General features: G+C 40.5%; 21 protein-coding genes and 2 pseudogenes. 10 read left to right on the plus strand and 13 right to left on the minus strand.

The annotated features are described in order from the left end of the window. Nucleotides 1-69 precede the first annotated feature (69 nt). Nucleotides 70-1,614 carry a phytoene desaturase family protein gene (locus FCR06_RS01550; protein WP_138497094.1) on the plus strand — a complete coding sequence of 515 codons (1,545 nt, stop codon included), beginning with the start codon at nucleotides 70-72 and terminating at the stop codon, nucleotides 1,612-1,614. On the opposite strand, the gene FCR06_RS01555 is transcribed toward FCR06_RS01550, so the two are convergent. Then, the gene (locus FCR06_RS01555; protein WP_138497095.1) at nucleotides 1,601-2,284 is read right to left on the minus strand and encodes a hypothetical protein; all 684 of its coding nucleotides are present in this window, start codon (nucleotides 2,282-2,284) and stop codon (nucleotides 1,601-1,603) included. The two genes, FCR06_RS01550 and FCR06_RS01555, sit on opposite strands and share 14 nt — an antisense overlap. Nucleotides 2,285-3,570: 1,286 nt before the next feature. Here FCR06_RS01555 and FCR06_RS01560 point away from each other — a divergent pair. Further along, nucleotides 3,571-3,951, plus strand: coding sequence for a calcium-binding protein (locus FCR06_RS01560; RefSeq protein WP_138497096.1), 381 nt, complete (start codon nucleotides 3,571-3,573; stop codon nucleotides 3,949-3,951). Nucleotides 3,952-3,966: 15 nt separating this feature from the next. Here the strand turns inward: FCR06_RS01560 and FCR06_RS01565 are convergent. From FCR06_RS01565 to folB, 3 genes and pseudogenes are all read right to left on the minus strand, one after another. After that, nucleotides 3,967-4,038 (minus strand): annotated as a pseudogene (locus tag FCR06_RS01565) (maltose acetyltransferase domain-containing protein); the annotation flags it as partial. Between the two features lie 138 nt (nucleotides 4,039-4,176). Next, a complete protein-coding gene (locus tag FCR06_RS01570) occupies nucleotides 4,177-5,454 on the minus strand; it encodes a diguanylate cyclase domain-containing protein (protein WP_138497097.1) in 1,278 nt (425 codons plus the stop codon). A 617-nt stretch (nucleotides 5,455-6,071) separates the two neighbouring features. Further along, entirely contained in the window at nucleotides 6,072-6,440 is a 369-nt protein-coding gene (folB, locus tag FCR06_RS01575) for a dihydroneopterin aldolase (RefSeq protein WP_138497098.1), read from the minus strand. 314 nt (nucleotides 6,441-6,754) lie between these two features. Here folB and menD point away from each other — a divergent pair, with 314 nt between their 5' ends. Next, nucleotides 6,755-8,548, plus strand: coding sequence for a 2-succinyl-5-enolpyruvyl-6-hydroxy-3-cyclohexene-1-carboxylic-acid synthase (gene menD, locus FCR06_RS01580; protein WP_138497099.1), 1,794 nt, complete (start codon nucleotides 6,755-6,757; stop codon nucleotides 8,546-8,548). Here menD and FCR06_RS01585 read toward each other — a convergent pair. Then, a complete protein-coding gene (locus FCR06_RS01585) occupies nucleotides 8,520-8,795 on the minus strand; it encodes a TRADD-N-associated membrane domain-containing protein (protein WP_138497100.1) in 276 nt (91 codons plus the stop codon). The two genes, menD and FCR06_RS01585, sit on opposite strands and share 29 nt — an antisense overlap. Nucleotides 8,796-8,971: 176 nt before the next feature. Between FCR06_RS01585 and FCR06_RS01590 the strand changes: the two genes are divergently transcribed. Together FCR06_RS01590 and FCR06_RS01595 are read left to right on the plus strand one after the other, a co-directional pair. Then, nucleotides 8,972-9,301 carry a helix-turn-helix transcriptional regulator gene (locus FCR06_RS01590; RefSeq protein WP_223280004.1) on the plus strand — a complete coding sequence of 110 codons (330 nt, stop codon included), beginning with the start codon at nucleotides 8,972-8,974 and terminating at the stop codon, nucleotides 9,299-9,301. After that, nucleotides 9,301-10,440, plus strand: coding sequence for a PIN domain-containing protein (locus FCR06_RS01595; protein ID WP_138497102.1), 1,140 nt, complete (start codon nucleotides 9,301-9,303; stop codon nucleotides 10,438-10,440). Before FCR06_RS01590 ends, FCR06_RS01595 begins: the two co-directional genes overlap by 1 nt. Nucleotides 10,441-10,709: 269 nt before the next feature. Here the strand turns inward: FCR06_RS01595 and FCR06_RS34720 are convergent, their stop codons facing one another. Both FCR06_RS34720 and FCR06_RS01600 read right to left on the minus strand, forming a co-directional pair. Beyond that, a complete protein-coding gene (locus FCR06_RS34720; RefSeq protein ID WP_411267975.1) occupies nucleotides 10,710-10,943 on the minus strand; it encodes a DUF4351 domain-containing protein in 234 nt (77 codons plus the stop codon). Nucleotides 10,944-10,997: 54 nt separating this feature from the next. Next, nucleotides 10,998-11,533 (minus strand): annotated as a pseudogene (locus FCR06_RS01600) (Rpn family recombination-promoting nuclease/putative transposase); the annotation flags it as partial. A 136-nt stretch (nucleotides 11,534-11,669) separates the two neighbouring features. Between FCR06_RS01600 and menB the strand changes: the two are divergent. Further along, nucleotides 11,670-12,503 carry a 1,4-dihydroxy-2-naphthoyl-CoA synthase gene (menB, locus tag FCR06_RS01605; protein ID WP_138497103.1) on the plus strand — a complete coding sequence of 278 codons (834 nt, stop codon included), beginning with the start codon at nucleotides 11,670-11,672 and terminating at the stop codon, nucleotides 12,501-12,503. 156 nt (nucleotides 12,504-12,659) lie between these two features. Here the strand turns inward: menB and FCR06_RS01610 are convergent, their stop codons facing one another. Then, a complete protein-coding gene (locus tag FCR06_RS01610) occupies nucleotides 12,660-12,944 on the minus strand; it encodes a hypothetical protein (protein WP_138497104.1) in 285 nt (94 codons plus the stop codon). 716 nt (nucleotides 12,945-13,660) lie between these two features. Further along, nucleotides 13,661-14,203 carry a DUF721 domain-containing protein gene (locus tag FCR06_RS01615; RefSeq protein ID WP_138497105.1) on the minus strand — a complete coding sequence of 181 codons (543 nt, stop codon included), beginning with the start codon at nucleotides 14,201-14,203 and terminating at the stop codon, nucleotides 13,661-13,663. Between the two features lie 218 nt (nucleotides 14,204-14,421). Here FCR06_RS01615 and FCR06_RS01620 point away from each other — a divergent pair, with 218 nt between their 5' ends. The 4 genes from FCR06_RS01620 (at nucleotide 14,422) to FCR06_RS01635 (ending at nucleotide 19,874) form a co-directional block, all read left to right on the plus strand. After that, complete coding sequence (locus tag FCR06_RS01620; protein ID WP_138497106.1) at nucleotides 14,422-15,774, plus strand: hypothetical protein; 1,353 nt, start codon at nucleotides 14,422-14,424, stop codon at nucleotides 15,772-15,774. Nucleotides 15,775-16,108: 334 nt separating this feature from the next. Next, entirely contained in the window at nucleotides 16,109-16,864 is a 756-nt protein-coding gene (locus FCR06_RS01625) for a PspA/IM30 family protein (RefSeq protein ID WP_138497171.1), read from the plus strand. Between the two features lie 163 nt (nucleotides 16,865-17,027). Beyond that, nucleotides 17,028-17,804 carry a PspA/IM30 family protein gene (locus FCR06_RS01630; RefSeq protein ID WP_138497107.1) on the plus strand — a complete coding sequence of 259 codons (777 nt, stop codon included), beginning with the start codon at nucleotides 17,028-17,030 and terminating at the stop codon, nucleotides 17,802-17,804. 981 nt (nucleotides 17,805-18,785) lie between these two features. Then, nucleotides 18,786-19,874, plus strand: coding sequence for an aromatic ring-hydroxylating oxygenase subunit alpha (locus FCR06_RS01635; protein WP_138497108.1), 1,089 nt, complete (start codon nucleotides 18,786-18,788; stop codon nucleotides 19,872-19,874). A gap of 508 nt (nucleotides 19,875-20,382) precedes the next feature. Here FCR06_RS01635 and FCR06_RS33290 read toward each other — a convergent pair. The 4 genes from FCR06_RS33290 to FCR06_RS01655 are packed head-to-tail and all read right to left on the minus strand — an operon-like array spanning nucleotide 20,383 to nucleotide 25,199. After that, a complete protein-coding gene (locus FCR06_RS33290) occupies nucleotides 20,383-21,888 on the minus strand; it encodes a glycoside hydrolase family 25 protein (RefSeq protein ID WP_223280005.1) in 1,506 nt (501 codons plus the stop codon). Further along, complete coding sequence (locus FCR06_RS01645) at nucleotides 21,885-23,306, minus strand: hypothetical protein (RefSeq protein WP_138497109.1); 1,422 nt, start codon at nucleotides 23,304-23,306, stop codon at nucleotides 21,885-21,887. The genes FCR06_RS33290 and FCR06_RS01645 overlap by 4 nt, the downstream gene beginning before the upstream one ends. After that, complete coding sequence (locus FCR06_RS01650; protein ID WP_138497110.1) at nucleotides 23,293-24,228, minus strand: AAA family ATPase; 936 nt, start codon at nucleotides 24,226-24,228, stop codon at nucleotides 23,293-23,295. Before FCR06_RS01650 ends, FCR06_RS01645 begins: the two co-directional genes overlap by 14 nt. Further along, complete coding sequence (locus FCR06_RS01655) at nucleotides 24,213-25,199, minus strand: hypothetical protein (RefSeq protein WP_138497111.1); 987 nt, start codon at nucleotides 25,197-25,199, stop codon at nucleotides 24,213-24,215. Before FCR06_RS01655 ends, FCR06_RS01650 begins: the two co-directional genes overlap by 16 nt. Between the last annotated feature and the right edge of the window lie 15 nt (nucleotides 25,200-25,214).

Here is a 25,214-nt window from a genome sequence, read left to right on the forward strand (position 1 = left end):
GAGCGCAACGAGTTATACTGCCAAATATCGCTTAACAAATCTTAAGAGCCATCATTGCAAACATAGAATATGCAAAACACAGATGTAGTTGTCATCGGTAGCGGTATTGGCGGTTTAAGTTGTGCTGCTCTTTTGGCACGGTATGGGTTTGATGTGATAGTCTGCGAAAGTCATTCCATACCTGGTGGTGCCGCCCACGCTTTTGAACGCAATGGTTTTAAGTTTGAGTCTGGCCCGTCTCTCTACTCTGGACTGTCTTCGGCAGGCCCCTCTACAAACCCCCTGCGCCAAGTCTTAGATGCTATTGGCTCGGAATTACCATGTGTAACCTACAATACTTGGGGTTGTTTCTTGCCAGAAGGTTATTTTGACGCATCAGTTGGAGCTGAGCAATTCTGTGAAGTATTGCTGAAATTGCGTGGTCGTAATGCTGTAGCCGAATGGCAGCAACTTCAGCGGGTTATGGAACCACTGGCGAGTGCAGCAACGGCTATGTCGCCGGCAACATTACGCTTTGATTTGGGTGCAGTGCAAACTGTGGGACGATTTGCCCCAACTCTAGCAAAACATATTGGCAGTATCATCAAGCTGACTGGGCCTTTCAGCCGGATTATGGATGGTGTTGTCAAAGACCAATTTACCCAAAATTGGCTGAATTTGCTGTGTTTTCTGCTTTCAGGACTGCCAGCAGATGGCACGATCGCCGCAGAAGTAGCATTTATGTTTGCCGACTGGTATAAACCAGGGGCAGTGCTTGACTATCCGATTGGTGGTAGTGGTGCTTTAGTTGACGCTCTTGTACAAGGATTGCAGCGTCACGGTGGTCAATTGAAACTGGGCGCGCATGTCGAGCAAGTGCTGGTAGAAGGTAATCGGGCGGTGGGTGTGCGTCTTGGCGATCGCCAAGAAATCCGCGCCCGTCAAGCAGTAATTTCTAATGCATCGGTTTGGGACACGCTAAAGCTGTTACCAGAAAATGCAGTATCAAAACATTTCCGCGCTAAACGACAAGCAACGCCTGAGTGTGATAGTTTCATGCATTTGCATTTAGGTATTGACGCCCAAGGATTACAGACAAATTTACAATGTCATTACGTCGTGGTGAATAATTGGGAAGCGGGGGTAACAGCACCTCAAAATATGGTGGTGATATCAATTCCTTCAACTCTTGATTCATCCCTCGCACCACCAGGTAAGCATGTAATTCACGTTTATACTCCGGGGAATGAGCCATATGCTATTTGGCAGGGGATGAATAGAAAAAGCCAAGAATATGCTGAACAAAAGCGATCGCGTGCAGAAGTAATGTGGCAAGCGCTAGAGCGGATTATTCCAGATATTCGTTCTCGTTGCGAAGTCACACTTGTTGGTACACCTCTAACCCATGAGCGTTTCTTGCGTCGTCACCAAGGTTCATACGGCCCAGCAATTGCAGCTGGTTCTGGTATATTTCCTGGCCCCACTACTCCCCTACCAGGGCTACTGTGCTGTGGAGATTCGACATTTCCGGGTATTGGTTTACCAGCAGTCGCCGTTAGTGGGATGATTGCCGCCAATACCCTTGCACCTGTTAACAAGCATCTAGATATGCTTGAGGATATTAAATGTATTTAGTTTTTTGAGTACAAAATCTCGCTGCTAACAAAGCCGCACCCGCCGCCAAAGTTGCTAGGGCACTTCCAGGTTCGGGTACGGCAGCAACTTTAGCATCAATTCGTGCAGTTCCAGCAAACAAACCTGCCAAATTAGACTTGCCAAGTCCCTGAGCGAACTCTGGAGAAATGAACAATTGAACATTAGCCAGAGTTAAACTTAAATTGTCTTTATCAAATGTCACAGATTGGGGAGCGCCTAAGTCAAACAAAATCGGATTAAGGGGAGAAACTGTGTCTCTTAAAACAAGTCCGCTAGCATTGGGGACTGTGCGTCCAGGAGCAAAACCAATTGAAAAGTTACCAACAGTCATTTGGTCGTTAAAGGTAATAGTGCCAGTATGCTCGATTGAACCAAACAGCGGAGTAAAACCGCCTTCGTCACTGAAGGTGAAATTGGTATCTGAATCAATTGGCAAGCCAACTAAATAATTGCTAGGAATTGGTGGGACTGTATTCTCTGTGTCTGTGATGAATAGCCCGAGACTTTTGAGAATTTCTTCATGGTCGCGATCAATGCTGGTGACTCCAGATTCTATTTTAAAAGTTGCCGCTTCTACTTGTATAGGTGCAATCGATATAAAAGCTGCTGTCGTACAACCAACAATTGCTGCAAGGTGAGAAAAACGCATAGATCCTCCTGATTTTACGTGTTTACTTGAAGATAATTCAACGATTTGGTGTTGAAAAAATTTTTGTCAATTTAGATTACCATTTTATTTTTTACAGATATTATTTATATTTTTCTAGAATTGTCATTTTTAATTACTAATCAAATTTCTTCTCTAAAAAGAGAATTAAAGTTGATTACTAGTTTAATAACATATTAAAAAAGCGTCATAATTCAGAAATTTTAAGCAGTGTAACCCGCCGCTCAGAAGTTCTGAGAGTCAGAATATCTAGAAAATTAAGAGTATTATACCTGTTTATTTTTATTAAAATTATGAAGTTGGGATCTCTCAGTCCAATAAATTCACCAATGATAAATTCTAAGCATTTCTAGATAATAAATAATTTAGATAAGCAAGCATTTAAATAGCTGTTTATCAAATTGATAAGTGAATTTAACGATGAGTTTGCATCAATATTTATGGATACTTTTCAATTATTTTTATACAGTACCATATTTTTTTAACTCTCTAACTAAATTTCCAACTTAATCTTAGAAGTTGGCGATCGCTGCTGATAAATTAGCCTGCGTTCTGGGAAATAATGTTGATTTTTAGGTTTAAATGAAGCAACCATCAATTTAATAACACCTTTTACGGTAAACAGAGAAAAATCCCAAATGAGTTATCAGGTTAAAAATAAACATCACTTTTGATAATTAAGTATTAAAGTTGATAGCAAGCCTTTAAACTCTAAAAAATTGGAAAAATATAGTTACGTTTAATAATGCCGACTTACTATTACTTAGCTCTCAGCCTCTGATTGTAATGTAATTAAAAATAAGTTTTATATTTAATTTATTGATAAGTTTAGGTTAAGAAATGAAACGATGTCTAACAGTTGATTACCAGACCCACTACTAGTAGTGTAAGACAGAAGTAAAAAGCAGCCAGTGCATAGGAAAGACAGCACTGTGGGCGCGTTTGGTTGACTTGAGGTGAGTTGTTGGGCTTTAGCGTTCTCTAAGGGTAACAACTGACTCTTGAAAGTTAAAAGTCAGATGGAATGGATTTTTTAATAATTTTAAAGACTGACAAATAAAAAATATCCCACTGTTTCCAGTCAGTTAACAGTCAACAGTCAGCAACTTCAAGCAGGATAATTTATTTCTTAGCGTTCCCTTAGCATTGTTGAATCCTTACCGACACTGGCTACTCGCTTTTTTGGATGGAAGTATCAATTAGAATAATTGACAGACAGTCGCCAAAAGGATATACCATATAGTGCATCATACGCAAACCGTTGTTTTATGCCTAGTGTTGAACCTGACGAAAAACGAGAGCATCGCATTCAAACAGAGATTGTTGTAGATGCTGAAGACAAAGAAGACCGGGCTATGGGTTGGTACTACTACTTAGAAGAAACTCTGAATTTTCCGTTTATGGCTAAATGGAATAAGAAGGGGCGCAAATCAGCTTCAGTAGAGGAGAAACAAGTTGAAGTACTAGGAATGGCACCTGATGATGAGTGCTTAAAAGATATGTTTGTAGAAGTGGCTGATATTAATGGTAAGGATGATGATGTATATTCTGCCAAGTTATCGGAAATAGTAGCCATTGACGCTGACAGTGAAACTCAAGAAGCGATCGCAGATTGGCTCTATTGGATTGCTAGAGGGTATAAATTTTAATTCTAGGATAAATTACAAACGAGTAGCTCGCTTATTTTCAGCAGCTAATTCGGGATCTTCTGTAAAATATAACTCGCCTGTGAGCATTTTCTGTTTTTCGGTTTTTCCATAACAGATCTTCGATTGAGATGCTCCCTAAATGTGTTGGTTAAACTCACCTTCCCAGTTTATGATTTTTGGCACTAACACCAAGCGTATTGATCCTAAAAGAATTTTTGTAAATTACTAAAATACTGCGTAAGAAGCTTTTCCTTGTCGCTTAGCTCGATACATAGCAGTATCAGCATCATGTAGCAGAGTTGCAGGTTCTTCATAATTACTACAATTCCAAGCAATACCAATGCTGGCTGTAGTACATAATTGATTTCCATTAAGGCTAAGGGGTAACCTTAAGGAGTCTTGAATACGTTTGGCAACATTAGTAGCGTCATTAACATCTTTAATATCCTCTAAAAGAACGGTAAACTCATCACCACCAAACCGTGCTACAGTATCGCCACTGCGTAAGCATGATTCTAAACGTCTAGCGATCGCGATTAAAAAATCATCCCCTACTCTATGCCCAAAGTGATCGTTAATCTCTTTGAAGTTATCTAAATCTAAAAACAAAACTCCAAAATAATAGTCGCTTTTACGTTTACCGCGTTCAATAGCTTGTCGGAGTCGGTCTAGAAATAAAACACGATTCGGTAATTCTGTTAGTCCATCATAAAAGGCATTACGGAGCAGTTCTGCTTCTGTCTGCTTACGTTGGGTGATGTCTTGAAAAACTAAAACTGCACCAGTAATATTACCATTGCGATCGCGGATGGGTGCAACATTATCCCCAATCGGTATTTCTTTTCCATCTTTGTTAATTAGCGTACAATTTTCCGGTAGATTTAAAACTTCACCTGCTTCGATTACATGTGTGACTATTTCAATTGCTTCTCCTACATCTTTGTCAACTAAGCTGACAACGTCTACTAAATTTTTACCGAAGGCTTCGCTTTGTTTCCACCCAGTAAGAATTTCTGCTATTGGATTCATCATTTGAATACAACCATTTGCATATGTCACAATTACGCCACGACCCATACTGTTAATAATTGCTGTCAGCCTCTGCTTTTCTTCCTGTAATCTCTTTTCACTTTGATGTTTATGCAGAGCCATTTCAATTACAAAATGTAAATCACTCTCAATAAGTGGTTTAAATATGTACGTAAAAGGCTCACTTAACTGATTTTTTTGTAATATTTTATATTCATAACGGTCTATGAGATAGACTACAGGCACATGAAAATTATTCTGGATAATATCCGCAAGTTGTATACCATTAATTTCCACAGCTAGGCAGATATCAATTAATACTAAATTTGGATGAGTTTCTGCTACCTTTTTTATAGCCTCTTCACCAGACTCAGTTATATCTGAAACAGAATAGCCTAATTTTTGTAAGCTTTTTCTGATATTCGAGGCTAGGTTTTTTTCATCCTCAACAACTAGGATTTTGCGGGCGAGCATGTTACAATAGCCTGTTTGCTAAGGTTGAGATTTTGTTGTCACTATCAACTAGATCTAAAATTCGATAATCATATCATAAACAATCTCTCAATACCTAGCTCAATAGCAGACAACATGTTATTTACCTGCCATATTTTCTGTGTTTCATAAAGCTAATTTGATTATATAATACAGCTAATATCAAGCCGCAATAATTTTGAATCTAAATTAGCAACAATTAAAAATTGCTCTTCACAAATATAAAATAATTATGTTAATAAAAATGGGAGATTAATAGTATAGTATTTATAAAAAAATTAATCAAGAATAAAATTTCATAAATTCATAACATACTAATCTCTGATTTTATCCTTTTGAAGTACAGTTAGGGAATATTAACTTTTAAGCAGTTAGGAATAAGAATCAGGGTACAAATTATCCAAGATTGGAATTCAAAAGGAATTTAAAATTGCACTGGCTTGCCACTAGGCTCAATTTTATTTTAGGTTTTTGAGAATGAATGGGATTTCGGGGAATAAATGGGAGGAAAAATTTCTTGATTAGATATTTAGCCGCTCCAGCTATACCCCTATTTTTGCTAGTTTATAAATCTCGAACGCAAAAACACATTTTGTGGTTTAGAGATTGGACTTACTTTTAGTCAGTTCAATGGTAATTTTGCCCCCAAAGTCAGGAATTGGTGCGCTAGGTTTGCTGAGACTGACTTGAACTTGTGTTATGCGATCATATTGTTGGAGGATAGAATCTGCGATCGTTGTTACTAGCTTCTCTATCAAAGCGAACTTAGAAGTTTTGACCAAATGTTGTATCAAACTAATAACGCTGCGATAATCTAAAGTGTCTTCGATCGCGTCAGTTTTAGCAGCTGTGGAGATATCCAACCATAACCTCACATCCACCTCAAACCATTGTCCTAGCACCTGTTCTTCTGGCAGATACCCAGTGTAACCATAGCAGCGAATTCCTGTTAAATAAATGCAATCCATAAAAGTTTGAGAACAAATTGTGTGCATGTTGTAGAAAGTCTAGTCACTGCGTTATGGACTTTCCCCAAGTTGAATCAACTGGCGTCAAGCTAGTCTGTCTGGAAATTTTATTGCCAACAAACTTGCCTGGCAGTGTCGGTTTCCATCCTTACAAATGCGAGGAGGAACTTGCAACCTACCCTTAAGAAAAGCTGCTTTTGAACCTCCGAAGGTCAAAAACCGAGCCTTAGACTTTTGCTTGTCCAACTTTCCCAGACGGATTTTAAATTGAATTTCCCTAAATAAAATCTAAAATTTAAGATTGTTTTATAGCTATGTTTGATTTGATGCTGATCGCCTTTAAAAATATTAATCAACTTTGGGCTTATATCTTAACAGAGACGTTAAAGCAGCTGGGATTGACTTGTGCCATCATTTGTCCTGGTTCGCGTTCTACACCCTTAGCAGTGGCCTTTGCTCAACAAGTACCTGAGATTGAAGCAATTTCCGTGCTTGACGAACGCTCAGCTGCCTTTTTTGCCTTAGGACAAGCCAAAGCAACCGGACGCCCTGTGGTAGTTGTTTGCACCTCTGGTACAGCAGGAGCGAACTTTTTTCCAGCAGTAATAGAAGCTGCATATAGCCGCGTACCACTGTTGATTTTAACCAGCGATAGACCACCAGAATTGCGAGATTGTCACTCTGGGCAAACCATAGACCAGTTGAGATTATATGGTAACTACCCAAATTGGCAAGCCGAGCTAGCCTTACCCTCTGCTGAGATGGGAATGTTAGCTTACCTGCGGCAAATAGTAATTCATAGCTGGGAAAGAGCGCAAACTCCTACAAAGGGGCCAGTACACTTGAATATTCCCTTTCGCGATCCCTTAGCGCCTCTTCCTGATGGAACTGACTTGAGCTATTTGCAATCACAGTTTCACCCAGAAGACTTTTTTGCAGAAATAACAAGCGCCACTCCATTCTCCATGCCCCATACCCCATTCCCTATTCCCCAACAATGGAAGGAATGCGATCGCGGCATTATTATTGCAGGTGTAGCCCAACCACAGCAACCAAGAGAGTATTGTCAGGCGATCGCCGAACTTTCCCAAACTCTCAAATGGCCTGTTTTAGCAGAGGGACTCTCCCCACTGAGAAATTATGCTGACCTTAACCCCTATTTAATTTCCACCTATGACCTGATTTTGCGAAATCAGCAACTAGCCAAACAGCTAGCACCCAAAATGCTGATTCAAATAGGAGAAATGCCTACAAGTAAAGAATTACGTACCTGGATAGATGCAACCCAACCCCAACGCTGGGTAATTGACCCTAGTAACCAAAACCTCGACCCTTTGCACGGGAGGACGACACATTTGCGGATGAGGGTAGAACAGCTTTTTTGGGAAGATGAGGGAGATGAGGAAGAAAATACTTCTTTATCTACCTCATCTCCCCCTGACTATCTCCACCAGTGGTGTACAACGGAAGCGCAAGTCAGGATAGCTGTTGATCAAACTATGGGGAATATGGAGGAATTATTTGAGAGTAAAGCAGCTTGGTTAATTTCTCAGACGCTACCGCCGGGAACACCGCTGTTTATTGCTAATAGTATGCCTGTGCGGGATGTGGAATTTTTTTGGAAACCGAATAATTTAAAAGTGCGATCGCATTTTAACAGGGGTGCAAATGGTATTGACGGCACATTATCCACAGCTTTAGGAATTGCCCATCGCCAGCAAAGTAGTGTGATGTTAACAGGAGATTTAGCTTTGTTGCATGACACCAATGGTTTTTTAATCCGCAATAAATTTGTCGGACATCTGACAATTGTATTAATCAATAACAATGGTGGAGGGATTTTTGAAATGTTACCCATCGCCAAATTTGAACCACCATTTGAAGAGTTTTTCGGCACTCCTCAGGATATTGATTTCGCTCAGTTGTGTGCTACTTATAATGTGCAGCATGAATTGATTAGTTCTTGGGAAGAGTTGCAGCAAAAATTGAACCCACTACCAACTACAGGTATTCAGGTTTTGGAGTTGCAGACAAATCGTAAAGCTGATGCTAAATGGCGACAGGATAATTTGCGTAAATTTAGCGAAGTGACTTATAATCTTTCGTAAGTTTTGTCAAGCGCTCTATCTTTCTATTTGCATCTCTGGATAGAGGAATATATAGTCCAGTAGAGAACAGTCCACTTACTGCTGTAACATTAGCTTGAGTAGCTTTGCCTGATAGTATGAGAAAACCAGCTAATAAACTCATGCTGATCGAAGCAGCAATTGCCACACAAGACAAAAGGTAGCTCAATCGAGCCTGATAGTGATGTTCTTGATAGGTTGACCATTGCATCTTGTCGTAGCTAGACATAGTATTACTCCTAATTTTGCTAATACTTGAGTAAGACATTACCCCTAAAATTATTTAGGGGTAATATTTTAGGTATAAAAACAATTTAGCCTAAAATTGAAAGTCTAACAAGTATTGCCTAAAATTTTTTAGGCAAAAATGCTAAGATAGGAGTTGTAAGCACAATAAGTAAGTCTATGGAACATATGAAAGTAGTCTCACGACTGGCTATACTCCGTGAAAAGGAGAACTTAACCCAGCGCCAGCTAGCTGAACTCTTAGAGATTACTGAGAATACGGTCGCCAATTGGGAAACAGGCAGGAGTAGTGTCGAATGGATTGATAGAGTAGTTAAACTGTGCAAAATTTTTGCTTGCACACCAGAGGAGCTTATTGAATATATCCCAGATACCAAACCGATACAAACAGATTCTTTGGCAGAAATACGTGCCCGCTTAAATCCTCCTAAATTAGTCCCACTAAACCAACAAAATTGTGACCAATCTTCAGAGTCGAGGGCGCACTAATGATCAAGGTGATACTTGATGCCGATTTGCTAATAGATTACTTACTACTACAACTAGAAGAAGTAGAGAAGTTAGGGAATATTATTGAGAATAAACAATGTCAGTTTTTTATCACACAATCGGGGTTTGATAAAATTATTTCCTTAACAGAGAATATATATTCTCCAGAGACAGCTAGAAAATATACATCTGCCATAGAAAAAGATATCATAGTCTGTCCTATAAGCTATGAATTAAGTCAGCAAGCAAACTCACTCAATCTGATAGACTTTGAATCTGCTTTAGAGATTGCTTGTGCAACATCTATGAGTGTCAGTGCAGTCCTCACACGCAACCCTCAAAATTTTAATGGCACAAACTTTCCTATCTGGCTATTAGACAATTTCCCAACACGCTTACAGTTGGATAGATGTCTACATTTACCATTACAAGTTAATTTTTTAGAAAGTCAAAACTTACTGAATTTAGATACACCTTCGTTTCATCCTTTGGAGGCTGTAGGTATTATGGAATATAGAATTAGAAACTCAATAACTACAGTAATGGATTTTTTTGAAATTTTAAAAAAAGAAGGTTATCAAAATTTACATTATAAAGAATTGGTAGAAAAATATAACTATTCAGAGAGTAAAATTACTAATATACTCTTAGATTTGCAAGTTTTTAAAATGGTGATAGTTCAAAATGGCAAAGTCAGTATACTACAAAATTTAAAAAATTCAGAGAATATAGTTATAGCCAATTATTTGGCTAAATCTCTCAATCAACACATTGTAGTACAAAAAATTTATAAGCAACTCAAACCAAATGATGTTTTTAGTAGAGAATATTTGAAGAGTTTAATTAAGCAAGTATATCCTGAAGACAAGTATAAAAGTAAGCCCATTAAAAATTATCTACCACTACTATTTGAGATATATCCTGATTCAATTGCTACGAAGTCAGCAGGAGATTATGTTAGCAGAATGCTAGGGTGGTTATTATTTACGGGGATACTAGAAAAAAACAATAAAGAGACATTCACAATACCAATAAAGGCAAATGAAGGTAAACATAAAGGAAAGTTATTAGAAGAAAGTACAATTCCAACGGTAGAGTTAAATATGTCTATTTTACAATTAAGTCTATTTCAGATTTAAATTCAAAGTTCGACTATTAAATAAAATTCGATACTTTCGTGTGTTGAATTAAGCTACATTCTTGCGTTATTATTTGTGCCTCTACGCTTTCCACGAGGTCTGCGAGAAGTATGTCTCAACACTTTTATGTCAGCTTTGCTATAGATCCTCTTAAGTTGACGCTATCGCCTTTTTTGTCTGCATAAAACTTATCCCCTTACTTCACCTTGTAACCATAATTGTTTTACTGGAGCGAGATCGCCTTTCTTCTGTGCGCCTCTGTGTGAGATTTATCCTCTTGGTTGACCTTGTAACCACCTTTCCAAATCAGCAAGAGTAGAAAAATCCAATAAAGCATCACCTAAAGCTTCCAACTGTTCCACCGATAACCCTTGAATCTGGGACAGAACCGCATCAGGTATATTACCCACGCGCCGATTTAATTGTCGTAAAATGACCTTTCTTTCTCCTTCTTCCTTCGCTTCCCGAATAGCCCGTGGTTCTTCCCTATTCAGTCCCAACATCGCTTGAATCTCCTCTCGACTCAGGGTAGAAAACTTGTAGACGATAATCGTCGTCACTAAATCTATTATTGCTTGCTCTGATTGTTGCCGTGCTTGTTCGAGCAAAAACCGCGCCTCTTCCACTGCTTCCGTTTCAGAAATAATATTCGTCAGCAACATCAAACCCAACCCCAAAGGTTGTTGTCGTAAATCTCCCAACTCATCAAGATAAACCCGCCTGACTTGTCCACTCTCCAACAAAGCGCGGTGAATCATTACATTCGATGGTTCCAGACTGCGAGAAGGAAAAATTAGYACTCCAAACCAGTCATCGTAGCGAATAGAGTGGCGATAAAGAAACAAAAACAATTCGCTAAAGAAGCGGTGATATAAATCTTCGTCCTTCTGAAACTAGACTTCAGCAAAGAAAACAACTTTTGAAACTGCATTGGCTGGGGTAAAAACACTCCATCAATTCGGAAGGCTGTTTCTTTAACCTCAACCGATTCAAACTGGTACTTTGCTGCTTCTGGCGGTGGTTGATCTACCAACTCAAACAGCAAGCCTAGAAATTGTTTAAACAATTTGTAGAAGATGGAGTCACGCCGCATTGTCGTTGCTAATCAATTACCAGCCCTGATTGTAAAGCTTGAGACATTAATCTTAGCGTAGGCGTAGCCCACCGCAGGTATCGCAACTCCCCATGTCCGCGATAAAATTCTCGAAGCAATAGCGCACTCTAGACCAATGCAAATTAACTGGCAAACTGCCAAATCTTACGAAGATATCCTGTATCAAAAAACTGATGGTATTGCGAAAATTACCATCAACCGCCCCCACAAACGCAATGCTTTCCGTCCGAAAACTGTCTTTGAACTTTACGATGCTTTCTGTGATGCTCGTGAAGATACTACTATTGGTGTTGTCCTATTTACTGGTTATGGCCCACACACTGATGGGAAATATGCCTTCTGTGCTGGTGGCGACCAAAGTGTGCGCGGACATGCTGGTTATGTGGATGATACTGGCATACCCCGGTTAAATGTGCTGGATTTACAACGCTTGATTCGTTCCATGCCGAAAGTAGTGATTGCTTTGGTAGCTGGATATGCGATCGGTGGTGGACATGTCCTACACTTGATTTGCGACCTTACCATCGCCGCTGATAACGCCATTTTCGGACAGACTGGGCCGAAAGTCGGCAGTTTTGATGGTGGTTTTGGTGCCAGCTATCTTGCCCGCATCGTGGGACAAAAAAAAGCCCGGGAAATTTGGTTTCTCTGCCGTCAATATAATGCACAACAAGCCCTAGAAATGGGCTTAATTAATTGCATCGTCCCAGTCGAACAAGTAGAAGCTGAAGGTATGCAGTGGGCGCAAGAAATTTTAGAAAAAAGYCCGATCGCWATTCGCTGTCTSAAAGCWGCATTYAACGCTGAYTGTGAYGGWCAAGCKGGTTTRCAAGAACTCGCTGGCAATGCCACCTTACTGTATTACATGACAGAAGAAGGGTCAGAAGGCAAAAAAGCGTTTCTCGAAAAACGTCCACCAGATTTTCGCTCTTTTCCTTGGCTACCTTAAATTGCAAAAATCGCACCTTCCCAAAGGGTGCGATTTTTGTAGATGTCAAAATTTACAGCACTAAAAATCTTAAAAACAAATATTATTTTAAGCAGACTAGGAACTCAGTTGAGTGATAATGAGTGACTAAATAAGTACAGTTTTAGTCTTAGCCTCTTAGGAAGTAGAAACAGTTGTTTCCTGTACAAGAACAAGAGTAGCATTATCTAAATCTGAAGCTAGAGACTGAGAAGAAGCTAAAACTGGTTTTACATCTGCCAAACCCCAAGCATCTTCCAAAGTTTCCCAAGAAGGTGCAAAAGGTGGAAGTGCTAAAGAGCAAGCCTTCCAGCTTGCTTGAACTGGCGCTCCCAATTGCTGACACGTTCCGCCACGACGACCCTCTGGCTGGTAATGACGGCAATATCTACAGGCAGATGCTAAAAATTTAATGGGTTTCATTTGGGTTCATCTTTAGTGCCGTTTCAGGCTAAGTTTCATTCTTATATTTTGCTTCTATATATAAAGAGAGATAAGAGGCAAAAAATCATTATTTACTCTAGGTTTCAGCGATCCCAATGAAAAAATAAATTTTAGAATATTTTTATATTGTTGTTATATTTTTAAATCTTTCCTGGATTGCCCACCCATAGCTTTTAGCTAAAAATTATTAGGGATCAAGAGTAAAAATAAAGTTTTTAATTTATCTAGGCTTTTAACTTCCTCCTTAAGGATAGCCGAAAGCAGAGATTTTAAGATAAATAGTGTGCATTGATATCGCACCCCGGATATTTTACTGCTAAAATATCTACTTTTTATTCATCAAAATTATTGTATGCGGTTGCACTAAGTTACTTAAGGATATTTGTTCGTTTTCCATAAACAAATTTAGTTGCTGTGTTTGTGATGGTAGAGATAAATTTAATTTCTCTAGTGCAGCGGGCGCAAAAATAAACAGACTATACCCTGCGGTCAGCCACTTCGGGTCTACAAAATGGCGCAAAAGCCAAAAATACAATTCTTTTGACACTTCGATGCGGAGTGTGAGGGATTTCCAGAGAAGAAATTATCCCTCTTGTGGGGTGGGCAGGAAAGCCTGCCCTGAATATAGGACGGGTGAGGACACCCATCCACAAGAAAATTTGGGATATTTTTTGATCGGTGAAGATGGACTAACTTCAAAATTGCTTAGCAGCACATATAGAGCAGACACTCCAACGCTGGAGTTCACCGGGTGGGGTGGGGCATTGACATTGAGGACAAAGAGGTAGACCATTCGATCGCGCTTGCACAATCTTAGCCCAATGCCCAAAAGCGGCATTCGCATTTTGGATACTGGGTGTAGTATCAGGGCGGCTAATGCGATCACTAACATAACTGGGATGCTCATCAGCCGAAATTGTTTGTTGCTGTTTTGGCTCCACAGATGGATGCTGCCAACTAGCAGTTGAGAAGCGAATATCAACTAAAGGTGTTGGCAGCTTTTTATTCAACTTTAAAAGCAGAGACGAGCGACCAAAAGTCAGGTTTTGCGCCCAAGCTGCACTCGAAGTTGCTACCCACAAAACATCACGCTGAATCGACAATGGTCGAGTCTGTGCCGCAACCACAGAGCCAACAACCTCTGTCCAACACTTGAGCAAGCGTTGAAATGGTTGCTCCTGCCATTTAGCCTGCTTTTCTAGAACGTCCAAAATATCATTAACTGATTTCAACGACATTATTAAAAGGTGGGGAGATGAGGGAGATGAGGAGATGAGGAAGGTGGGGCCCCCTCTGGGGATAAGGGGAGATGGGAGATATGAGCAAGAAAATAATTCCTAACTCAACAGTCAATAGTCAACAATTGCACTCCCCACTTTCTAAGTAATTTTCGCTAATATTGGCACAAATATGTTTAAAGTTAATTCCAGCAATCTACGTTTGAGGTGTAGAGGTAATGACTCAAAACCCCCTGAATGATTCCGGTACTCAATCGTCTAAAATACCTGGGTTGAAACCAGCACTAGCAGCAGCACTGGCAAGTTTAGAGGTGCCATTAGATCAAGAGTTAGCTCGATACCGACGCACGCGAACTGGTTCGGTGTCCCCTAACCAGCTACGTGTTGGCAGTTACATTAACACTCAACCTCAGCAGTTCACTGCCGTTTCTACAGCATCGGGTACAACTGTACCATCAGGAGCAGAAATTAAAACTAATGTACCACCACCTCCCCCTGTGTCTGTATCAGTGAATCCTCACGTAACTCCAGCAGTAACCGTGGTCAAAATTGACGAACGACCGGTGTCTGTAGCGGTGAATTCTGAGGGTAACTCGGAATCAGTAACGGTAAACATTGAGGATTTAAGTAATACTAGTAACGTTTTGTCTGATTTGGATGCTGCTAAAAAACAAACTCAACTTCCACCACCGCCCCCTAACTTTAGTAGCAGCATCGTGCCAGCAGTCGTCAAAGATACTAAAGGCGAAAATCTCGTGCAGCCGGATGATACCATTAAGCAGCCAGATGACTATTTGGAATCTAGTGAAGCACTGCTGCGAAGTCTGACAGAAGAACAACCACAAACTAAAAAACCAAGTAATTATAGTGACAGTTTGCTATCACCTTTGGGTATTGGCTCGATGTTGCTGCTATTACTGGCAAGTCTTACCTTGGGTTATGTAGTTTTTAATCCTAAAAGCTTGGCACAGTGGAATTTAAGCAACTTGTTTAATAGTAACTCGCCTGCTGCACCAGAAAATACTCAGGAAGTTGCAACTAATGTCCAATCTCAGATCCAGCCACCAAGTACATCTATACCCAAATATCCCAATCTGGCTAATGAAGAGTTTCCTGAGGTGAGAAACCCCAACGATTTAGTTGGCTTAAAACCCAAAGTCCAACCAACACCTCCAGTAGTAACGAATCCAGTTATTCCCCAAAACCCGGCAAATCCTCCAGCTACATTGCCTGACCCCATCACACCCCTAACACCAACAAATCCCGTAGCTCTAGCGCCTGTACCGACGGCAAAGCCCTTACCTGATGTGAATTTGTCCCCGACTCAAAAGCCAAAAACCTCACCTCAGCCAAATGCACAAATCAAACCATCTACAGATGGGCTATATCACATAGTGATAGACAATCAAGGCGCTGCTTTAGCTTCAGCAAAGCAAGTAGTTCCCGATGCATATTTATCAGATAACAAACAATTGATTTTTCTGGGTGCTTTTAAGACTAAAGAGCAAGTACAAAAACAGATGCAATTACTACAGACAAGAGGAATTAAAGCACGAGTTCAACAGCCATGAGTCGCAAAAATCTACGATACCATGAGATCACAGTGCTGAGTTATAAGTACTGTTAGCTTTCTTGGGGGTGTTGAGCCAGTGCTGAGTTAAGAGTGTTGAGTGAGGATTTGATGAGTAGTAAAGATAAAATCTTGCTTGTTTACGACCTTATTGTGACTTTTTATATTTAAAGAGGCTACTAGGGTACTCAACACGCAGCACGAGCGCGAGAAGTCACGACTGGGCGGCTTGCGCCGTAGACGCTGCATCGGCAAGTCGTCAGACATCTGAACTTCTCCTAAAGGGAGACGCAATCATGCGAACGGTGACTCAGTTTCATGAATGGAGAGCAGAGATGGAGTTAATCAAGCGTATCCTGCGGGTGATTCGCGCTAACCTCAATAGTTTAGTAAGCAGTACAGAAGATCCAGAAAAGATTCTGGAGCAAACTGTGATGGAGATGCAAGAAAATCTAGTGCGGTTAAGGCAGGGTGTAGCACAAGCGATCGCTACCCAAAAACGCACCGAACGACAAGCTGCTGCTGCCGAGTCCCAAGCCGAAGAATGGTATCGCCGCGCTCAGCTAGCATTGCGACAAGGCAATGAACCTTTAGCACGGGAAGCTTTAACTAAGCGCCAAGCTTATAAAGAAACCAGTACAGCCCTATTTAACCAGATAGAACAGCAAAATGAGATCGTAGCTAGGCTGAAAAAGGATATGCGATCGCTAGAGTTAAAAATTGCCGAAGCGAAAACTAAAAAAGATATGTATATTGCTCGCGCTCGTTCTGCTGAAGCCTCTTATCGCCTGCAAGAAATGCTCGATGGAGTTTCTACAACCAGCAGTTTGAATGCTTTTGAGCGGATGGAAGAAAAAGTTTTGCAGATAGAAGCTAAATCCGAGGCAATTGGTCAACTTAGTAGCGATCGGCTGGAAACACAATTTGCTTCCTTAGAATCTACTAATAATGTGGATGCCGAATTGGCAGCGATGAAGGTGCAGGTTTTAAATGAGGCAGAAAATACACAGCCCAACAATCGCCTCATGGAAGACAACCAGAATATAGGGCAGCCTCCCCAACAGCAGCTACCCAAAACACAGGACTCTTGAAGTTGGGTAAATTGCCGCAGCTTCGAGATATCTTAACAATTAATAGTTGTTGGAAGGTACTGATTCAAACTGGAAAGATTACATTGAAATAGGTAGCTATTAAAAAGTAAAAAAGCTAACTGTCCAACAAAGAGCGTAAACCAAAAGAAGGAAAAACAAAGTTATGGGATTATTCGATCGCATTAAACGAGTTGTTAGCGCTAACCTCAATGACTTAGTTAACAAAGCCGAAGACCCCGAAAAAATGCTAGAGCAAGCGATCCTGGAAATGCAGGAAGACTTGGTTCAACTACGTCAGGGAGTAGCCCAGGCGATCGCCGCTCAAAAACGCACTGATAAACAGTATACTGATGCTCAAAATGAAATCAATAAGTGGCAACGCAATGCTCAACTGGCGCTACAAAAAGGTGATGAAAACCTAGCACGACAAGCCTTAGAGCGTAAGAAAACTTATACTGACACCAGCGGAGCGCTCAAAACCAGCTTAGATCAACAAAGCACCCAAGTTGAAACGCTCAAGCGCAACTTAATCCAGTTAGAAAGCAAAATTTCTGAGGCTAAGACTAAGAAAGAAATGCTCAAAGCTCGGATTACCACTGCCAAAGCCCAAGAACAACTTCAAGGTATGGTGCGTGGGATGAATACCAGCAGTGCAATGGCTGCCTTCGAGCGGATGGAAGAAAAAGTCTTGATGCAAGAAGCCCGTGCCCAGTCAGCAGAAGAGTTGGCAGGTGCCGATTTAGAAAGCCAATTTGCCCGCTTAGAAGGTAGTAGCGATGTTGATGATGAATTGGCTGCTTTGAAAGCGCAAATGTTACCACCCGCCACTCCCCAAAGTCAACCCCAACTCCCACCCCAACAACAAACGGCTGCTCCTAAGTCTAACGAAGTGGTTGATGCCGAGTTGGATTCCCTACGCAAGCAATTGGATCAAATGTAAAATTGCCAAAAAACTTATTTGAGCCAGTCCCACGCCTGTTGGTTGTGGGATTTCACATTTTTAGTGGTCATTGGTCAAAAGAGAGTGTGGGGTGTAGGGTGTAGGAGATAATTGGTGGGGGCTTGAACCCATAGCAATCAAAGACCAGTAAATTGAAAATTCAGTGAGGGCTTGAAAAGAGCTGGCTTCTGGGTAGAGTGTACTAAAAAGCACGATTGTTTTTTAAACCTGCAACCCTGTTTTTTATCATTAGTCATTGGGAGTGCTGTTAGGGACTGATAAGTTGTTCGCTGTTAGCGTTTCCCCAGAGTAGCAACTGGCTCTTAACAGTAATTTATAACCTGACCAATTAAAAACAGTTTTTTATTGTCAGTTTATAGGCTATATTTTTATTTTTTGTGGCTATTAAATTGCTCAATCTAATTAAATGTGAAATATCATTTTGAGCGGAACAGAGTGTAGACGCGTTTGCCTTGGTCTCGTAGAGAAGCGGCTTCCCGTACCCCTACTCTTAAGCAAGTTACACGTAGCATCTCGTTGGCGCAGCCTCTCGTAGAGAAGAGAAGGGTAACGAAGTAATCACAAAGATTCTATCTTACGTTTTTCAAAATTAATCTAATTATTAGATAATTAAACATTAAATTTAGGAATATTTTAGCAGTTTGTAGCGAATACTACTGTACTCTAGATTATCATTAAAATTATAAGTTTTATAGCCAACTTTTCAAATCGGTATCTATAATTATTAGCAGATTAGAAATTTTTCTGAGTAATAATTTTTCAAAGATTTATTGTCAGCCTATAGTAGCTTACATAAGCTTATATTTAATTGCTATAGTTTTAACATTTTTCCAGATAACGTTCAAGTTTTTATATTAATTTATTGAGTGAATCATTGGGCTAGTACTGAAAGTAACTGTTTGTTTATAGTTTCCATGCTACTTCTAGATTAACCGCTTCACTGGAAGTGAAACTATAAAAATGAATCTCAACTCCCAGGCTTTTAACTCAACCCGTAAACCTAAAACTTTTAATAATGTAGAGTGTTTTATTGAAGGATGGTATTGGGTAATACCCTCTCGAAATCTGCGGGTAGGTGAAGTAAAACCTGTCACGATTTTGGGCAGAGAACTAGTTATTTATCGTGGTAAAGACACAAGAGTAGTGACTTTTGATGCCTACTGTCCGCACATGGGCGCTCACCTTGCTGAAGGCAAAGTTGAGGGGAATGCACTACGCTGTTTTTTCCATCACTGGAAGTTTGATAGTGAAGGGATGTGTATTGATATCCCATGTTTAGATACACCGCTTTCTTTGAAGTTACAATCTTGGCCGACTGCTGAAAAGTACGGGATGATTTGGGTTTGGACTGGAGAAATTCCCCAACAGCCTCTACCTTTTGTGCCAGAATTAGAACAAAAAGAATGTGATATTGCTATCCATTCCCACTTCTTAATGAATTGTCACCCTAATGTGGTGATGATTAATGCAATTGATGCTCAGCACTTGAACACAGTTCACAAATTGCCTGTAGAAGTTTTCTTTGAAAGACAGCAACTCAACGAAAATGCAATTATCTTTACCAACACTGCACCCGTCAAAGAAAATTCATTTTTCATCAAGCTAATCCGTCTTTTCTATAAAAAGACCATTACTTACAGCGTTTGCTATTGGTACGGTAGCATTGGCATTGTGACAGTTGGCCCCGATTGCCTTCATGTCCACATGATGTTTGCTACGCGCCTTCATGAAGGAGGAAAAGCTGAAGGTCAAATTTTGTTGATGGTTAAAAAACGTCAGGGAATTTTTGGTTGGTTATTCAATCGCGTTGTGTTGTGGCTGACTAAGATTGCAGGTCAATACTTTCTCATGGGTGATATCAAAGTTGTTCAAACTATTCAGTTTGATTTGAAAACTCCTATCAAGGCAGATCAGTCAATTATGCAGTTTATTAATTATGTTGAAAAACAACAGTCTCGAATGTGGGTGACTTGGGAAGAAACGCGATCGCGCGATACCGAAAGCAAGCTCAAGCGTGAAAGATGGCGAGATAGCATGAGTAATGACTGATATTAAAATTGGTGAATTTAAGAGTCAGGAGTGAAAAAAGCTTTATGTCTGGCTTTGGGCAAAGATGAGTTTTACTGCATTTAGTTGCAAATTGCTGTCATAACTCAATAAAAGTTAAAAGTTTTACTAAATTACTTTTAACTTTTAATTTATTTTTTACTGGGCTACGATATAAATAAAAAGAAGTGGCAAAGCCACTTCCTAATTCCCAGGTAGAACCTAAGTCATGAGTATAACGACTACAAAAATTTGAAATAGTATAAACAAACACCAATTAGCTGAATATCTATGTTTTCCTAATCTTCTTGGTTAGGAAATCTTGATTTATATCAAGTAAATAACTGCATATTTACTAAATTTTATAATTGCAATGCAGACTCAATTTTATTTAGTTCATTGCTAAGGTTTGCTAATTTTACCTGTTAATCAAGAAGCTGCTGTTTTTATTGGAACTTAGAGAATTTGAAAGCTTTTAATCACCAGAAATATTAGTATTGACTAGTTTTAGCTATTTTATTTGTGTGGAAGTTGGGCTAACGGAAGGCTCTGGATTTTTTGTAACTTTTTGTCCAGATATAAGATTACGTAATTGGGATGTCACTTGGAAGAGTGAGGGCGACTTGACAAAACAGTTAAGGTCTTGCACTGAGCCGTTGAAGGACTCCAAATCAGCTCTACCACTAACACCAGTTACACCAGATATATCACCTTCATATTCATGGAATAGATATTTCCCTTGCCAAGGACTAGGAATTGTTGGTTGCCGAGTTCCGTAGTGTGCAATCCATAACGGATAACTAGCAAAATCAGAAGGATTACCAAGCTCTTGCCAGAAGCTGGAGTAAGTATAAATAATTGGTTTGATTGTCTTTCCGGTCTGTTGTTTTAACGCTTTTTCTACCACTGCTAGCCATTGCTTCGCTGCATTGATGACGGCTTGGCTATTTACCTTATCAGTTATTTCAATATCTAAAACTGGTGGTAAATCTCCAGGTTCAAATTTGCCAACAGTTTTTAAAAATTCTTTTGCTTGCAAAACAGCGTCAGATTTTGGATGAAAGAAATGAGAAGCACCCCGAATCATACCAACAGCTTTCAGAGTGCGCCAGTGATGATCAAAAGCAGAGTCTTTAATGCTAACACCTTCTGTAGCTTTCAAAAAAGCGAAGGTTTTACCAGAGTTTTTCACGGCTGTCCAATCTACTCTGCCGTCTTGATCGTAAACACCAATACCAAGCGCTTTGTCATTGCCTTGTGGGTCCATGAAAGACTGCATACACATTGGAATTGCTTTTGCTGGCTCGTAAAGATACCAAAAACTGACATTCACCAGTGCTAAAGCCACTCCAGAAAAAATTAAAGACTTAGAAAATCTATTTTTTGGCAATAGAGGCTCTAAAATCTCTTGATTGCTAGAAGCAAAGCTCCTCATCTTACGAGCATCAACCAATAGTGGCTCAAATTCTGCTAGTGGCTCTGCTAAGGTTTCTACCAATGATGCTAAGCGAATTAAATCCGCTCTATCGGTCTGATAAGCTTTTTTGAGAGTAGCTGTGAGTTCACGAGCTGCCTCACTGGGTTTAGTATATGCGATCGCCGTCCAATATTGGGCTTGAGCAAAGTCGCGCACATCGGGATCGTCACTTTGAAGTTGCTGTTGTACATAATCCACTAAAAAGTTTGACAGTTCATGAATTCGCTGTTGACCAAACTTTTCATCTTCCTGTAATCGCTTTAACAGCAGATTTCTGATGGACAAATCCATTTCGTAGAGTTCATGTCCAACTTCATCACAAAGGCTAGAAAGCAACAGATCCGCTACCGCTATCCAGGGGATATCTAACACTTCGGCGTGAATATCGCGTTGAAAATTAGCCCATATACGATATAAAAGATTGGGTGTGAGCGCTAAGGGAAAAGCAGCATGATATGCCAAATACAGATGCGCTTTTGTGAATCGTTTACTAAAAGACTCTATACGTCGGTTAGCAACTTGAGGACTAATTTTGCTCATTTTCTCTGCCCCTGAAAGTTCGTAGTACGTCCACGCAGCACATTTACAGCATCCTGTAAACCCCGACGATTGACTTCAAACATTGGGACAAGGTGGGCAATTTCTCCAGATGTTGTCCCAAGCCAGCGCTTTTTTGGCATGGGATTGAGCCAAGCAATGTAACGCACCTTTTGCTTCAACTGGGCAAGAAATTTTTTGGTTAATTCGTAACGTTCCTCGCTATAGCCACCACGGGCAGCGCCAGCATCACTATAAATTAATACAGCCGTTCGGTTAGAGCAACTGTGAGTGATGATATCACTGACTAACTCTGCTTCTTGATAATTGCGATCACGATAGAGATATTCAGTGGGGCAATTGTGAAAATAGTAAATTCCAGATCTGCCCAAACGACCCCCGCGCCAAGAAGTTCTTGCCAAACGATACGACATTTCGTGAAAAGGCACCATTGAACCATCCTGGTCAATTAGTAACAGTAGTTCTGCTCGGTTCACTCGACGCGGTAGCAAAACAGGTTCGAGCAATATACCTTGATGTCCAATCTGTTTGACCGTTGTTTCTACATCCAACTCTGTGCGTTGTCCCTCACGTACTGGACGGCGCAAGTATCTCCAAATTTGCTTCATTTGCCGTTCGGTTACAGGAAGATACTCAGTGCTCAGGATGAAACGATTGTAAAGAATTTCCTCACTTGTGCTGGTAGCTTGTAGCACTACTTGAGCTACTTGTACCTCATCTTTTATTGTTTGTGTCAATTTTGTAGGAATAGCAGAAGCAACCGAACTGGGAGTTAGTTTGGCAAGGGAGGCACTCCGATTAATACGTTGTTCAAACCTCCGCTGAGATATCCACCTAAAAAATATGTATCCAGATCCACCACTCAAGTTTATAGCTAATAGCAAGCTCCAAAAAATTAAATCTGGCTGGTTTGTGTCTTTTGGTATTGCGGTTGGCTGTGTTCTTGGTATTGAGGTTGGGTGTGATGTTGGCGCTGCGGCTGGCTGTGGTGTTGCGGTTGGCTGTAGTGTTGACTGTGCAGTTGGTTGTGGTGCCTGAGTTCGCTGTTTTAAAGTTAATCCAACACCCAAGATAATTCCTATTCCGACAAACCCCAGAATCAAGTAGCGAGTAATTAGAGAGAATTGATGCTGCCCAGAATATCTAACAACTTTTTCTGATGTCGGCAAGATACTATTAATACTTATCAATTGTTCAAAGTGATGTTCAAATAATCGCAACTCCTCAGCCGATTTAACCCACAAAGTCCGACACAGACGCTTCAAAGCAGCTTGGTCATTAATCCCAAAACCAGCTTGCATAGCTTGCAATACTAACTGATACTCCTCTATGCCAAGTGGCAGGCCAGCTTCACGAAGTTTAGTAAAAAGTTCCAGTAGAGGCAAATCATTGACTTCCACGGCTCTGTCTCAAATAACGGATATGGTCATCCCAACTTTTGAGCAACACACCACCATAAGGGATCTTACCATCCAGTTTTGCCAGAGCCTGATCTTGAGGAAAACGACGCAGAACGCGAAACCAGTCAATTAATTCACTGGTACTGACTTTTTTGCCACCATCTCCTTTATCTTTTCGCATTTCCTCCCGCAGTAGTAGGAACCGAACTATGGCTTTATCCACCAAAGCTTGGGGTGAAGCAGGAAATAGAACGTTAATAATCTGTATCAACCGCTCATGACTAGGAAATTCAACATAGTGAAACAAGCACCTTCGCAAAAAAGCGTCAGGCAAATCTTTCTCATCATTGCTGGTGATTAAAACAATTGGTGCTACCTTTGCTTGTATTTTCTGACCTGTTTCCTCGACAATAAACCGTCGCTCATCTAATTCCAGCAGCAGGTCGTTAGGAAAGTCAATGTCAGCTTTATCAATTTCATCAATCAGTACGACAGTGCGGTTTTCTTGTTGAAATGCCCGTCCTAGTGGCCCCCAGCGTACATAGGTAGTTGGGTCATCAATTCGCTGGATTTGTTCTGCTGTTAAGCGAGTGGAAGCAGCTAGCTGGGCATCGCGCAGACGTCCAACGGCATCGTAGTTATACAACCCATCCTTTGCCCGACTAGTGGATTTAATATACCAAGCTTCCAAGTTCAAACCTAGCTCGTAGGCAACTACACTTGCAAGTTGAGTCTTACCGCATCCCGGTTCACCTTTAAGCAGTAAGGGACGTTCTAAGTAAATTGCTAAGTTGACTGCTTCTATCAGTTCAGGATTAGGCAAATAGGGAGATAACAGCTGTCCGTTCGTCCCCCTTTCTCCTAGCTGGGGCTGCACTTTACCTGTATATTCCAAGAGTTTTCCACCTACAGCCTTAACCATTTTTCCTCTTCGTCATACCAATTACAGCCAGACATGTGACAAATTTCGCCTAGTGCGGGCTCTGGAATGCCATTATCACTGTTTTTCAGTATTGTTTGTACTGTTTCATCTAACCGATCTATTAGTTTAGTTGGCAATTCGTCCGCTGCATACTCTAGCCAGTTAGTCAGTTCATCGTCAGAAAATTGGTTAATCTCAGGCAGTTTTACAGGGTTATCTGGCTTCCAGGTAGGGTCGAGCTTTTCTACAAAAGGAATATTCCAACTACCTACGCAGCCATCATAATCTACCAGGAACATTAATAATTTGAATTGACTCGCTTGCAGGCTAGCCGTCTTAACTTTAGTCGCTAATACTAACCAAAAATCTTGGATCAGCTCGCGTAAAAAAGTTTCCGAAAGGCAATCTACATCGTACAAAATTAATACCACATTTTGAGTTCGCCACCATTGATAAACTCGTTCAGCAATTTCAGGAATTGAGCTTTGCCTCTCCAGACCGACTCTGGCAGCAAGTTCGCGCCACAAAGCAGCACTGTCGCTCCTGCGAGCAATGCGACTGAGTTCAATTCGCACAATCTTTCCGGTGATGATATTGCGAACATTTTGTACCACTAACCGATTCAACAACCAGCGTTGACCATAGTAAAGCGAACCATAGATTAGAAAGGCTGCTACGGATTGAGTCTCAATAAATTTCCGAAATGCTCGTGTTTGCTCTCGATAGCCCAATTTCAACAAAGCACGATAGACTTTTTCACTAGAGAAAGCTCGTTCTAGATCGTCAAGCTGCTGAACTAATTCGTTCAATTCAGCTTCAGTTTGTTCAATTTGCTTTTCTAATTGGAAGCGAATGAGAGTATCTGCTGCGATCGCAAAATCACGCCGTAGTCTACTTTGCTTCTCTATCAGTAAGTCATACTGCTGTTGTAATGCTTGGCATTTCGGCTCTAAGTACTGCTCAGCGGACATTGAATTACTTTTTTA

This window comes from Nostoc sp. PA-18-2419 (assembly GCF_005869855.1).
In the GTDB taxonomy this organism is placed as follows: Bacteria; Cyanobacteriota; Cyanobacteriia; order Cyanobacteriales; family Nostocaceae; genus Nostoc.